General features: G+C 67.7%; 16 protein-coding genes. 7 read left to right on the top strand and 9 right to left on the bottom strand.

Annotated elements, in window-relative coordinates; genetic code table 11:
• The 4 genes from Q0379_RS14800 to argH all read right to left on the bottom strand — a co-directional run.
• The coding region (locus Q0379_RS14800) for a methyl-accepting chemotaxis protein (protein ID WP_299010302.1) at positions 1 to 1,184 on the bottom strand (1,184 nt) is incomplete at its 3' end.
• A gap of 93 nt (positions 1,185 to 1,277) precedes the next feature.
• Entirely contained in the window at positions 1,278 to 2,543 is a 1,266-nt protein-coding gene (lysA, locus tag Q0379_RS14805; protein ID WP_299010304.1) for a diaminopimelate decarboxylase, read from the bottom strand.
• A gap of 9 nt (positions 2,544 to 2,552) precedes the next feature.
• Entirely contained in the window at positions 2,553 to 2,879 is a 327-nt protein-coding gene (locus Q0379_RS14810; RefSeq protein WP_299010306.1) for a hypothetical protein, read from the bottom strand.
• Positions 2,858 to 4,279, bottom strand: a complete 1,422-nt coding sequence (argH, locus tag Q0379_RS14815) for an argininosuccinate lyase (RefSeq protein WP_299010309.1) — start codon at positions 4,277 to 4,279, stop codon at positions 2,858 to 2,860. Before argH ends, Q0379_RS14810 begins: the two co-directional genes overlap by 22 nt.
• Between argH and Q0379_RS14820 the strand changes: the two genes are divergently transcribed.
• Both Q0379_RS14820 and Q0379_RS14825 read left to right on the top strand, forming a co-directional pair.
• Positions 4,280 to 4,912, top strand: coding sequence for a TlpA disulfide reductase family protein (locus Q0379_RS14820; protein ID WP_299010312.1), 633 nt, complete (start codon positions 4,280 to 4,282; stop codon positions 4,910 to 4,912).
• Positions 4,909 to 5,637 (top strand): GNAT family N-acetyltransferase, encoded by a 729-nt coding sequence (locus tag Q0379_RS14825; RefSeq protein ID WP_299010315.1) that lies wholly within the window; start codon positions 4,909 to 4,911, stop codon positions 5,635 to 5,637. Before Q0379_RS14820 ends, Q0379_RS14825 begins: the two co-directional genes overlap by 4 nt.
• A gap of 3 nt (positions 5,638 to 5,640) precedes the next feature.
• Here Q0379_RS14825 and gluQRS read toward each other — a convergent pair whose 3' ends face one another.
• Together gluQRS and Q0379_RS14835 are read right to left on the bottom strand one after the other, a co-directional pair.
• Positions 5,641 to 6,483 carry a tRNA glutamyl-Q(34) synthetase GluQRS gene (gene gluQRS / locus Q0379_RS14830; protein WP_299010318.1) on the bottom strand — a complete coding sequence of 281 codons (843 nt, stop codon included), beginning with the start codon at positions 6,481 to 6,483 and terminating at the stop codon, positions 5,641 to 5,643.
• 2 nt (positions 6,484 to 6,485) lie between these two features.
• Positions 6,486 to 7,106, bottom strand: a complete 621-nt coding sequence (locus tag Q0379_RS14835; RefSeq protein WP_299010321.1) for a TetR/AcrR family transcriptional regulator — start codon at positions 7,104 to 7,106, stop codon at positions 6,486 to 6,488.
• A gap of 167 nt (positions 7,107 to 7,273) precedes the next feature.
• Here Q0379_RS14835 and Q0379_RS14840 point away from each other — a divergent pair, with 167 nt between their 5' ends.
• The 5 genes from Q0379_RS14840 (at position 7,274) to Q0379_RS14860 (ending at position 9,846) form a co-directional block, all read left to right on the top strand.
• The gene (locus Q0379_RS14840) at positions 7,274 to 7,384 is read left to right on the top strand and encodes a hypothetical protein (RefSeq protein ID WP_299010323.1); all 111 of its coding nucleotides are present in this window, start codon (positions 7,274 to 7,276) and stop codon (positions 7,382 to 7,384) included.
• 182 nt (positions 7,385 to 7,566) lie between these two features.
• Complete coding sequence (gene greA / locus Q0379_RS14845; protein WP_299010325.1) at positions 7,567 to 8,049, top strand: transcription elongation factor GreA; 483 nt, start codon at positions 7,567 to 7,569, stop codon at positions 8,047 to 8,049.
• A gap of 50 nt (positions 8,050 to 8,099) precedes the next feature.
• A complete protein-coding gene (locus Q0379_RS14850) occupies positions 8,100 to 8,741 on the top strand; it encodes a DNA-3-methyladenine glycosylase 2 family protein (RefSeq protein ID WP_299010327.1) in 642 nt (213 codons plus the stop codon).
• A 174-nt stretch (positions 8,742 to 8,915) separates the two neighbouring features.
• A complete protein-coding gene (locus Q0379_RS14855; protein ID WP_299010339.1) occupies positions 8,916 to 9,479 on the top strand; it encodes an HNH endonuclease in 564 nt (187 codons plus the stop codon).
• An 82-nt stretch (positions 9,480 to 9,561) separates the two neighbouring features.
• Positions 9,562 to 9,846: a hypothetical protein gene (locus Q0379_RS14860; protein WP_299010329.1), complete on the top strand. Its 285-nt coding sequence runs from the start codon at positions 9,562 to 9,564 to the stop codon at positions 9,844 to 9,846.
• Here the strand turns inward: Q0379_RS14860 and Q0379_RS14865 are convergent, their stop codons facing one another.
• The 3 genes from Q0379_RS14865 to Q0379_RS14875 all read right to left on the bottom strand — a co-directional run.
• Positions 9,847 to 10,356: a VanZ family protein gene (locus Q0379_RS14865; protein WP_299010331.1), complete on the bottom strand. Its 510-nt coding sequence runs from the start codon at positions 10,354 to 10,356 to the stop codon at positions 9,847 to 9,849.
• A 112-nt stretch (positions 10,357 to 10,468) separates the two neighbouring features.
• The gene (locus Q0379_RS14870) at positions 10,469 to 12,235 is read right to left on the bottom strand and encodes a M1 family metallopeptidase (protein WP_299010333.1); all 1,767 of its coding nucleotides are present in this window, start codon (positions 12,233 to 12,235) and stop codon (positions 10,469 to 10,471) included.
• Positions 12,236 to 12,309: 74 nt separating this feature from the next.
• Positions 12,310 to 12,566, bottom strand: a 257-nt coding sequence (locus Q0379_RS14875) for a demethoxyubiquinone hydroxylase family protein (RefSeq protein WP_299010336.1), incomplete at its 5' end; no start/stop codon positions are given.

Raw genomic sequence — 12,566 nt, forward strand, 5'->3', positions numbered from 1 at the left:
CGCGCGGCCTCCACGCCCGCGTTCAGCGCGAGCAGGTTGGTCTGGAAGGCGATCTCGTCGATTACGCCGATGATCTTGCCGATTTGGCCCGACGAGGTCTCGATCTGGGTCATGGCCTCGACGGCCTCGCTGACCACCGGGTCCGAGCGCTCGGCCTCCTGGCGGGCGGCGGCGGCGGCGGCGTTGGCCTGGTTGGCGCTTTCGGCGGTGTTCTGGACGGCGACGGTAATCTCGCCGAGCGCCGCGGTGGTCTGCACCAGGCTCGCGGCCTGATGCTCGGTGCGGCGGGCCAGTTCGTCCGAGGCGCGCGACATGTCGGCGACGCCGGCGGTCATGCTGGCGGCGTTGCCGGCGATCTCGCGCATGGCGGCCTGCAGACGGCTGAGCGCCTCGTTGAAGTCGGCGCGCAGAGGTTCGTAGCGGGCGGCGAAGGTCTTGGTCAGGCGCCAGGTGAGGTCGCCGCGCGACAGGTGAGCGAGGGCTTCGGCCAGTTCTTCGACGACCTGGGTCTGCTCGGCCTCCAAGGCGGCCTTCTGGCGGGCTTGCTCGGCGTTGGCGGCGTCGCGGGCGGCGCGCTGGGCCTCGGCGTCGGCGTTGGCGGCGTCGGCGCGGGCGGCCGCGTCCAGAGCCTTGTCGGTGCGGGCGGTGACGGTGACGAACAGGCGCGAGACGCTGGCGGTCAGCCAGATCAGCGACCAGGCGGTGGCCAGGGTGACGCCAGCGCTGAAGGCGACGCGCAGGGGCGTGACGTCGCCGACCATCAGCAGATTAGGCGCGAACAGGGCGCCGGCGATCTCGATGCCGATGATCGTGCCGGCGGCCACGGCCACCGCGCGCCAGTCGCCATAGGCCACCATCAGGGCCAGGGCGGCCAGATAGGCCATCCGGGCTTCGTGCTGGAGCGGGTGGCCCGCGAAGGCCGCGACGAACAGGCTGACCTGACCCATCAGGGTCACGGCGGTCGAAATCCGTTGAGCGGCGTTGTCGCGCCAGATGGCCCAGCCGCCGCAACCGATCGCGGCGAGCAGCACCGAGCCGCCAGCCAGGGCCAGGGTGGATTTGCCGCCGGCGAACAGGCTGGCGGCGGGCGTGATCAGCACCAGCGCGGCAATGCAGGCGAGCACCAGATGTCCGCCCACCTTGCGTTGAGCTTCGATACTGTCGAACTCTATGAAGCTGCTCACCGAAGACACTCCACGCCCCAAACCGGGTTGAAAATCGGTGATTGCGGTTAATCTAGAGTGACGATGAAGCGGACTTTCTGTCCGTACGACTACCTAAACCCATTCTGGGACCACATCTCGGGCCAGGATTTCGTCGTAGGTCGGGCGTTTGCGGATGACGGCGTAGCGGTCGCCGTCCACCAGAACCTCGGGGACCAGGGGGCGAGTATTGTACTCGCTGGCCATGGCCGCGCCATAAGCGCCGGCCGACATGAAGGCGATCAGGTCGCCCGTCGTGAACGGCGGCAGGGCGCGGTCGCGTGTGAAGGTGTCGCCGGTCTCGCAGACCGGCCCGACCACATCATAGACCGTCTCGCCGCCACGCCGGATCACCGGGCGGATGTCGTGGAAGGCGTCGTACATGGCCGGCCGGATCAGATCGTTCATGGCCGCGTCGATGACCAGGAACTTGCGACCTTCCGGACGCTCGTGGACGTGCACCACCTCGCTGACGAGCACGCCGGCGTTGGCGGCGATCACGCGTCCGGGCTCAAAGGCCAGGGTCACGGGCAGGCCCTGAGTGACCTCGCCGACCATCGCGGCGAATTCGGCGGGCGAGGGCGGTTCGGGGCTGTTGAAGTAGGGCACGCCCAGGCCGCCGCCCAGGTCCAGCCGCTCGACCGACAGGCCTTCGCCCAGCAGTTGCTCGACCAGGCCCCGCATCTTGGTGAAAGCGGCGCGCATGGGTTCGAGGTCTGTGATCTGGCTGCCGATGTGGCAGGCGACGCCGACCGGCTCGAGGCTGGAGTTGTTGCTGGCGTTGGCGTAGAGGCGCGCGGCCTCGGCGAACGAGACGCCGAACTTATTCTCGGACTTGCCGGTGGCGATCTTGGCGTGACCGCCGGCCGCGACGTCCGGATTGACGCGGAAGGCGACCTTGGCCTTCACGCCCATATCGGCGGCGACCTGGGCGATCAGGTCCAGTTCTGGCTCGGACTCGACATTGATCTCGGCGACGCCGACGGACAGCGCGAAGGCGATCTCGCGGCGGGTCTTGCCGACGCCCGAGAAGACGATCCGCTCACCCGGGATGCCAGCCGCCAGGGCGCGCCGGATCTCGCCTTCCGAGACGGTGTCGGCGCCGGCGCCGAGGTCGCCGAGCACCTTGAGCACCGCGACGTTGGAATTGGCCTTCACCGCGTAGGCGATCAGCGGATCGACAACGCCCGCCAAGGCCAAGGCGTCGCGAAAAACCGTGAAGTGCCGCTCCAGCGTGGCGCGGGAGTAGACGTAGACCGGCGTGCCGACCTCGGCCGCGATCTTGGCCAGGGGAACGCCCTCGCAGGCCAGGCCCTCGGGGCCGTATTCGAAGTGGTTCAACGCGAGGTCCTAGTTGGGCGTGGCGCCGGGGAAGCCGGCCGCGGACGGACCGCCGAACGGATCCTTGGTGCCGGGCAGGGGTGCGGCGCGGATGGTGCGGTTGCTGGAGGCCGGATCGCGGACCTCCTGCGTGCCGCCGGCGCGGGCCGGCTGGTTCGCCTGAGCCGAGGCGGCGCGGCGCTCGGCCTCCCAGGCGGCCTTCTTGGCCGGATCCCACAGGGGCGCGGGACGTTCGAGCGCGCCCTGCTTGCCGCAGGCGGCGGCCGTCGCGGCCAGGGCCGCCAGGGTCAGAACGGTCAGGGTGCGGCGCACGGTCATGCCAGAACTTCCTTCCAACGCGCGATCTGGGCGCGGACCTGGGCGGGGGCGGTCCCACCATAGCTCATGCGGCTGGCCGCCGAGGCGGCCGGGGTCAGGACCGCGTAGACGTCCTGGGTGATCCGAGGCTCGATCGCCTGGAACTGCTCCAAGGTAAGATCGGCCAGATCGACGCCAAGGCCTTCGGCGGTCTTCACCGCCGACCCTGTCACGTGGTGTGCGTCGCGGAAAGGCATGTTCAGCGTCCGCACCAGCCAATCGGCCAGATCCGTGGCGGTCGAGAAGCCGGCGCCGGCCGCCTTGGCCATGTTTTCGGTGTTCGGCGTCAGGTCGGACACCATGCCGGCCATGGCCAACAGTGCCAGTTCCAGAGCGTCGAAGGCCTCGAAGGTCGGGACCTTGTCCTCCTGCATGTCCTTCGAATAGGCCAGCGGCAGGCCCTTCATCACCACGGTCAGGGTGGTCAGCGAGCCCAGGATCCGCCCGACCTTGGCGCGGATCAGTTCGGCCGCGTCGGGGTTCTTCTTCTGCGGCATGATCGAGCTGCCGGTCGTGAAGGCGTCGGTCAGCTTGATGAAGCCGAACATCGGCGTCGTCCACAGCACGATCTCCTCGGCCAGGCGCGACAGGTGCGTGGCGGTGATCGAGGCGGCCGACAGGGCTTCCAAGGCAAAGTCGCGCGAGGAGACGCTGTCCAGCGAATTGGCGGTCGGGCGGTCGAAGCCCAGCGCCGCGGCCGTCTGGTGGCGGTCGATCGGGAAGGGCGAGCCGGCCAGGGCGGCCGCGCCCAGCGGGCACTCGTTCATGCGGGCGCGGGCGTCGCGGAAACGGCTGGCGTCGCGGCCGAACATCTCGACATAGGCCATCAGGTGGTGGCCGAAGGTGACGGGCTGGGCGGGCTGCAGGTGGGTGAAGCCGGGCATCAGAGCATCGGCATAGGCCTCGGCCTGGGCGATTAGGGCCTTCTGCAGGGCTTCGAGCTGACCGACCGAGCGATCGCAGGCGTCGCGGACCCACAGGCGGAAGTCGACGGCCACCTGGTCGTTGCGCGAGCGGGCGGTGTGCAGCCGGCCGGCCGTCGGGCCGATCAGCTCGCGCAGCCGCGCCTCGATGTTCATGTGGATGTCTTCGTACTCGTCGCGGAACGGGAAGGCGCCCGCGGCGATCTCGCCCTCGATGGCGTCGAGGCCTTTCAGAATTTCCTCGCCGTCGGCGCTTGCAATCACACCTTGGCTGATCAACATCCGGGCGTGGGCGCGCGAGCCTGCCAGGTCCTGCGCCCACAGGCGCTTGTCGAAGCCGATGGAGACGTTGATCGCCTGCATCAGTTCGGCGGGCTTGGCCGAGAAGCGACCGCCCCACATGGCTTGGCCCTGGCCCTTGGCGGGCTGGGGCGTATCGGAGGCGTGGTCGGTCATATGAGCGAAGTCCAGTCGGGTCAGAACGAGCCGGGCGCTGCGAAGCGCAATCCCTTGAGGCTGGCGCTTGCGGGCGTCCTCCTCTTGGGCGTGGCGGCGGTTCTATACGTCATCGTCGCTGCTTCGTTCAAACCCCATGGTCCCGCCGACCTCACAGAATTCAAGAAGGGGACGCTTGCAAAGCTGGACGTGCCCGCCAGCCCTCGTGCTGCGCCGGCGACGGTGTTCACCAGCCTGGATGGCAAGCCGGCGACCCTGGCCGACTTCAAGGGCCGCGTCGTAGTCATGAACCTGTGGGCCACCTGGTGCGCGCCCTGCAAGGCCGAGATGCCGACCCTGGCCAAGCTGCAGGCCGCCTACGCGACCCAGCCGCTCACCGTCCTGCCGATCAGCGTCGACCGCGATAGCGACCTGAACCTCGTCCAGGCCGAGATGGCCGCCAATCCGCCGCTGAAGACCTATCGCGATCCGTCCTATAAGCTGTCCTTCGACCTGGAGCCACGCGCGGCGGGCTATCCCACCACGGTGATCTATGATCGCCAGGGGCGAGAGCGCGCCCGGCTGGCGGGACCCGCCGACTGGTCCGCGCCCGAGGTCCGGGCGCTGGTCGAGAAGCTCCTGTCCGAGAAGTGATCGATCCGGCCATTCTCGAACCGCTGGCCGACGACGCTTGGCCGGCGCGCGAACGGGAGAGGCTGGGCGGCTGGCGGCTGAACGCCTCGTCCGGCCACTCCATGCGGATCAACGCCTGCTGGCCGTTGGCGGCGCCCGATCGCGATGTCGAGGCGGCTATCGACGCGGTCGAGGCCTGGTACGCCGTTCGGGGCCTGCCGCCGCGCTTTAAGCTGACGGACGGTGTTCTTGCGCCGGCGGACTTAGCCGGCCAGCTCGCCGCGCGGGGCTACCGCGAGGGCAAGGACACCGTGGTCATGGTCGGCCCGATGGGCGGGGAGGGCGATCCCCTGGTGCGCCTGTCTCCCCTGCCGGACGATACCTTCGAGGCGGTGTTCACCGCCTCGGCGGGCGATCCCGAGGATGGTCGTGAGCGGATCGAGGCCCTGGGCCGGATGCCGCCCCCCGCCTGCTTCGCTCGGCTGGACCTCGACGGCGCGCCGGCGGCGATCGGCGTCGCGGCGCTAGGCGGCGGCTTTGCGGGCGTCTTTGGCATGCGCACGGTTCCGGCTCATCGTCGCAAGGGCCTGGCGCGACGGGTGCTGCTGACCTTACTGGCCGAGGCGCGCCGACAGGGCGTCGAACGCGCCTGGCTGCAGGTCGAGGCCGATAACGCGCCGGCGATCGCCCTCTACGCCGCCGAGGGCTTCGAGCCCGCCTATCGCTACCGATACTGGAGTCGGTGAGGCTCAGAAGAAGCCCAGCTCCTCCCGCAGGGCCTTGGCGGTCACGCCGCTCGCGCGCAGTTCTCGCAAGGTCTGGGCCTTGTCGCGCTTGGCGTAGCGCTTGCCGTCGGGGCCGACCAGCAGGCCGTGGTGGCGGTAGGTCGGCGTCGGCAGCTCGAGCAGGGCCTGCAGCAGACGCTGGATATGAGCCGCCTCGAAGAGGTCGCAGCCTCGGATCACGTGGGTGACGCCTTGCAGGGCGTCGTCGTAGACGACAGCCAGGTGGTAGGCGACGCCGACATCCTTGCGGGCTAAGACAATGTCGCCCGCTGTCTCCGGGCGCGCTTGGATCAGGCCGGTCTCCCCATTGGGGCCCGCGCCCTCCTCGACGAAGGTCAGGGTTTCGAAGCCGCCCAGCGCCTCGCGCGCCGCCGCCAAGGACAGCCGCCAGGCGAAAGCTTCGCCGCGGTCCAGGCGCTCGGCCTCCTCGTCCGGCGGCAGCGGCGCGCCGACATAGGGGACAGCGGGCTCGTGCGGCGCGCGGCCGATGTCGATCTCCTTGCGAGTCTTGAAGCAGCGATAGACGAGGCTGCGGGCGCGCAGCGCCTCGATGGCGGCGTGATAGTCGGCCAAGTGCTCGGATTGCCGACGAACCGGCTCCTCCCAGGACAGGCCTAGCCAAGTCAGGTCTTCCAGGATCGCCGCGTCGTATTCAGGACGGCTCCGGGTGACGTCGATGTCCTCGATCCGCAGCAGGAAGCGACCGCCCGCGTTCTGCGCGGCCTTGTAGGCGGTTAGCGCGGCGTAGGCGTGGCCGCGATGTAGATAGCCCGTCGGAGAGGGGGCGAACCGGGTGACGAAGGCCACGCTCAGTCTTCGGCGAACTTCGCGAACATGCCCAGGTGTTGGAACACCGCCCGCAGGAAGGCCTCTTCGCCGCCCAGTATTTCCTTGAGGTGCGCGAACTGCTTGAAGCCGATCATCTCGGCCAGGCCGTGGCCCGCGCACCAGCCGGCGATGGTGGCCAGCTCCAGGTCGATCTCGGCCAGCGGGCTCTTGGACTGCTCGGCCAGGGTGTCGCGCACCTGGCAATAGGCGCCGCCTTCCTTCAACTGATCGGGCAGGGCGTCCTTGTCGCGCGAGCAGTCGTACATCACGCGATAGATCGCGGGGTTGTCGCGGGCGAAGCAGACATAGGCGACGCCCAGATTGGTCATCCGCTCGCCCGGGTCGGTGGTCAGGGCCCGCGCCTTCGAAAGCGCCTGGTCCAGTTCGACCCAGCCCTCGTGCGCCACGGCTTCCAGCAGCTCGGCCTTGTCCTTGAAGTGGTGGTAGGGCGCGGCCGGGCTGACTCCGGCCTCTCGCGCCACGGCTCTCAGCGAGAGGGCGGCAGGCCCGTCGGTCTCGAGGATCTTGCGCGCGGCGTCGACCAGCGCGCGGCTGAGATCGCCGTGGTGATAGGGGCGGGATTCGACGGTCGCGGTGGTCATCGGCCTCACTCTAACCATAGCTTTCTAAAATTTCATCCGAACGCTGTAAAGATCATCTTGACGGCGTTTAGATTTGCGCTATCTAAGCACTGTCCAGATTGGCTTGGCCGCAGCGCCCGCTGATCGCTCACGTGAGCCAGGACGCAAACGCATGAGGGGCTACTGATATGCTTCGTTACGTAAACGCCTTTGAGAACGCCTTCGACCGCCTTGCGGGCGGCTACTTCCTGGTCATCGCCCTGGCCGTGGCGGCCGCCGTCGCTCGCATCGTCCTGTAAGCGAACCGTTCGTGATCGGCGGGCGGCCCGAGGGCCGCCACCGCCGCGTCGTCTGGCCGCAAGGCGCTCCGCCTTGATGCGCTCCGCATAGGGAGCTAACCAGACCAGGACGCGTTAGGCCTTCGACGCCGCCCATCGCGCGTCGCAGGCGAATTCCCGATGATCCAGACTTCCGAGCGGCCATGAGCGTCGCCTTCACCAAAGAGGGTGACAGCGAGGCTTTCGCGGCCGATCTGCCCGACCGCCCGATCTCTCCGCATCCCAACCTCGTCACGCCGGAAGGGCTGGCCCAGATCGAGGCCGAGCTCGCAGCGGCGCGCGGGGCCTACGCCGCAGCCCAGAGCGCCGGCGGCGCGGCCGATGGCGATCGCACGGCCATGGCGCGGGCCACCCGCGACCTGCGTTACTGGTCGGCGCGCCGCGCGACCGCCCAGCTGACTGAGCGCGATCCGACCAAGACCGTCGTCCAGTTCGGCGACCGCGTGACCTTCGAGCGCGAGGACGGCCGTGTGCAGACCTTCCGCATCGTCGGCGAGGACGAAGCCGATCCAGCCAAGGGCTCGGTGTCCTACATCGCGCCGATCGCCCGGGCGCTGCTGGGCAAGGGGGTCGGCGAAACCGCTGCGGCGCCGGGCGGCGAAATCGAGATAACCGCGATCGAATAGGCCGCAAGTTCCGGGTTGCCATTGCTCGGGAAGGTCTTCACCTGCGGTCCATGTTCGTTCCGCCCGCCGCAGACGCCCTCCTGGAAGCCCGCAAGGTCCTAGCCGACGCCGATCCGGCCTTGGCCGCGATCGAGGCGGTGACGCCGGCCTTCGACTGGCGGGTGGGCCTGGGCGGCTTTCCGGGTCTGCTGAAGATGGTCGTGCAGCAGCAGGTCTCCCTGGCCTCGGCGGCGGCCATCTGGGCGCGGGTCGAGGCCGGCTTGCCAGAGATGACGCCTGAAGCCGTGCTGGCGCATGAGGACGCCTACCTGCTGTCGCTCGGGCTGTCGCGGCCCAAGGCGCGTTACGCGCGAGCCATCGCGGAGGCGCATGTCGCCGGAACCTGCGACTTCGGCGCCCTGCCGGGGCTTTCCGACGACGAGGCGGTCGCGGCGCTGACGGCGATCACCGGGATCGGCCGCTGGACTGCCGAGGTCTATCTGATGTTCACCCAAGGCCGGATGGACATGTTTCCCGGCGGCGACGTGGCCCTGCAGGAAGCGATGCGCTGGATGGACCGGGTCGAGGTTCGTCCGAACGAGAAGCAGGCCTATCAGCGCGCCGAGCTCTGGCGGCCCTATCGCGGCGTGGCCGCGCATCTCCTCTGGGCGTGCTACGGCGCGGTGAAGCGACGGGAAATCGCGCCTTTTTGAAGCAAGGCGACAGATGTCTTGGTTCTGTCGCCGATCTGGCTCATCCTTTCCCTGCGTTCGGGAATGAATGGCGATTCCCTGAATTAGCGTAGGAAGGAGGCCTGTCTTCAGTCCTGTCGCGTACCCCCTCAGCCGAGGCCCTGGGCGTCTAGCCGTTCGCCTCGAAGGGAGGATCTGATGCAGGTCCTCACACGCCCGCCGTCGGGCATGCCGGCCCTTGTGCTCAACGCCGACTTCCGGCCGCTCAGCTACTATCCGCTATCCCTCTGGCCATGGCAGGAGGTGATCAAGGCGGTGTTCCTGGACCGGGTCGATGTCGTGGCGAGCTACGACCAGGTGGTCCATTCGCCGTCGTTCGAGATGAAGCTGCCCAGCGTCGTGGCGCTGAAGCAGTACGTCCCGCAAGAGCGCCCGCCGGCCTTCACCCGCTTCAACCTGTTCCTGCGCGACGCGTTCAGCTGCCAGTACTGCGGCTCGACCGAGGACCTGACGTTCGACCACGTCATCCCGCGCTCACGGGGCGGGCGAACCACCTGGGAAAACATCGTCACGGCCTGCGCGCCCTGCAATCTCAGCAAGGGCGGCCGAACGCCGCGCGAGGCGGGGATGCAACCCTATCACCACGCGCGCCGGCCCTCGATGCACGAGTTGCAGGAGCGGGGGCGACGCTTCCCGCCGGGCAGGCTGCACGTCAGTTGGCTGGACTATCTGTATTGGGACATCGAGCTGGAAGCCTGAGGCGTCCAGCCGGCGTTCCGATGCAACCGGAACCTTGCCGGCAGGGTTCTATCTCCGAGGCTCAAGCCATCGGAGATAAGCCATGACCCGACCCGATACTCAAAAGGGCGACGATCGTCACTTCACCCACGGCACCGCCGCGTCGACTGCGGACATGGCGCCTGACGGCCAGGTGCGGCCCGAGGACAAGTCGTTCGACGCTCCCCACACCCGCCAAGCGGAAGAACCGCTCCGCGAGGGTGAGAAGCATGACCAGCTCGCCGCCAAGGTCGAGACGGCCGAAAACCGTCAGGAAGCCTTGCTGGACGAGGGTCTGGAAGAGAGCTTCCCAGGCAGCGACCCGGTCAGCGTCAAGCGCATTACCTGATTAGCGAGCCGGGAACCGTTGCGAGGCGCGCTCGGCGAAGTTAGCGGCTTCGGCCGAGCCCTCCTGGGGTTCGAAGACGACCTTGGCGCGACGCGAGGCGCGACGAGCGTCCATGGCGGCGATCTCGGCGAAGGTCAGCGAGCCTTGCTCACGGATCATCCAGCGCCAGCGTTCGATCATGCTGATCGCGTAGACGGCGTAGACGCCAATCGCGTCGGCCACCCAATCGGCCAGGCTGCTGCTGCGCGCGACGTAGGTCTGGGCGATCTCGACGACGGCCCCGATCGCCAGCGCGATCAGCATCATGTCTAGTCGGCGACGGAACGGGAAGGCGAAGAACGCAACGGCCAGGAGAGCGCCAAACGCGAGCGCGTGAGCGACCTTGTCGCTCAGACCGAGGATTTCCTCGGCGCCCGCGAACGGACCGAGGGTCAACGCCACCACGGCCAGGCCGCCCACGACAAGGGCGCCGCGGGCCACGGGAACGATATGGCGGGGCTTGAGGAACATGCGAGGATCTCCAAATGGCGTCCTCGTCTTAAGGTGTAGATTACGCCAACTGGTGAACGAACGCGGTTAGCCAAATATGACTTTCCCGCCTCGCGCAATGTCCTCTTGAAGATTACTTTTGTCCGGATTCGGCTTTTTTCTTTGCCTCCGCGGCCGCCCGGTCCGCCTCGTCCTTGGTCTTCTTCCAGGCTTGGTAAGCTTCAAGATAAGGTTGACGGTGAAGGACTTTTGACGCCGGGTCGACGATCACCGGCGTGGCGGCGCCGACGGTGATCCGGCCGGTCCCGCCGGTCATCGGCGCGGTCACGACCTTGTCTCCGACCTTGACCTCCACCGGCATGGGGAAGGGCTTGTCCTTCGGGGTCTTCCAGGTCAGCAGCAGGTCATCGCCCTCGCGCGACTCCAGCAACTCGGGCTGCTGGGCTTCATAGAGATAGACGTCGAAGAACCAACCATAATCCTTGCCGGTCACCTGATTGACGATCTTGATGAAGTCCTTGGTGCTCAGATAACGCGGCGCGAAATTGCCAGGCCGAGGGTCCGGCGTGCCGTAGACCGCGATGCGGGTGATCTTGAAGAAGGCCTCGTCGCCGACCAGCGCCCGCAGCGTGTGCAGGACGTTGGCGGCCTTGTAGTAGATGTCGTTCCCCGGGCCCCGATCACCGTTATAGACTTCGTCCTCCTTCAGGGCGCGGCCCGAGACGATCGGGAACCGGTTCTTGGTGTCGACGCGCATCTGGTTCAGGCGCGCCATGTACTCCATGTCGCCGTGCAGCCATTGGGAGAATAGCGGCTGCATATAGCTGCCGTAGCCCTCGTGAAGCCACATGTCGTCATTGTCGGCGTTAGTCAGCTGGTTGCCGAACCATTCGTGCGCGAACTCGTGCTGCAGCAGCCAGTCGAAGCCGTAGACGTCCTTGCGGTAGTCGTTGCCATAGGCGTTGATCGTCTGGTGCTCCATGCCCAGGTGCGGGGTTTCGACCACGCCCATCTTCTCGTCGCGGAACGGGTAGGGGCCGATCATCTGTTCGTAGAAGTCCAGCATCGGCGTGAACTCGGCGAACAGCGCCTTGGCCTTCTCGGCGCGGCCCTTCAGATACCAGAACGACATCGGGAAGCTGTCGCCATAGCGGCTCTTGTAGGTCGCGGTCAGCTCCTCGTAGGGGCCGACGTCCAGGGCGATGGCGTAGGTGTTCGGGTTCTTGGCCCGCCAGTTGTAGGTGCGCCAGCCGTCCTTCTCGGTCATGCCCAGGAAGACGCCATTGGCGGGCGCGACGAGCGGGGCGGGGACGGTGATGTGCAGGTCGACCAGTTTCGGCTCGCCGGTCGGATAGTCGATACAGGGCCAGAAGAGGTCGCAGCCGTCGCCCTGCACGGCCGTAGCGATCCACGGCTCGCCGGTCGGGGTCTTGCTCCATACGAAGCCGCCGTCCCACGGCGCCCTTTTGGCCTCCAGCGGAACGCCGGCATAGGTGATCGCCACCTTGACCATCTTACCCGCCGCGAGGGTACGGGCCAGGCTGATGGTCATCCGACCTTCGGGATTGCTCCAGGCTGAGGGTTTCAGGGTCTTGCCGTCGATCGTCAGCTTGCTGATCGCGAACACCCGGTCGAAGTCGAGGACCAGCTTGTCCAGCGGCGACTTGGCCGTGAAGGTCAGGGTCGCTTCGCCCTCGATGGCCTTCTTATCGGGCAGGATCTTGAACTTCAGGTCCGCGTGATCGAAGCCCAGCGCCTGCTGCTCGGCCGGCATCTGGCCGCCCGTCTCAAGGGAAAGGGAGCTCGTCTTCAGCGGCTCGGCCGCGATCGCGCCGCCGGCGGTTGACAGAGCAAGCACGGAGGCGGCGCAGGCGGCCAGGGCGCGGATACGAACGGACAAGGCGGGCGACTCCCCAACGCGAAGATTTGGGAAGCATCGGTAGGCGTGGGCGCGCGCGGCGCCAAGCGTTGGGCCTAGATCTTTTCGCTGATCTTGATGGCGGCGCGGCAGCCCGCCTGGATCACCGCGCTGAGCAGCGGATAGCCGGGCGCTTCACGGGCGCCTTCCTCGATGGCCAGGTCGCGGTGAGCCAGCTCGTCGTCACGGAACTGAGAGAGCTCGGCCGCCAGCTCGGGATCGCGGTCCTTCAGTTCCGCAATCTGGCCGGCATAGTGCTTCTCGATCACCGACTCGACCGCCTCGGTGCAGGCGTGGGCGGCCTTGTCGCCCA

The organism is uncultured Caulobacter sp., assembly GCF_937900395.1.
GTDB lineage: Bacteria > Pseudomonadota > Alphaproteobacteria > Caulobacterales > Caulobacteraceae > Caulobacter.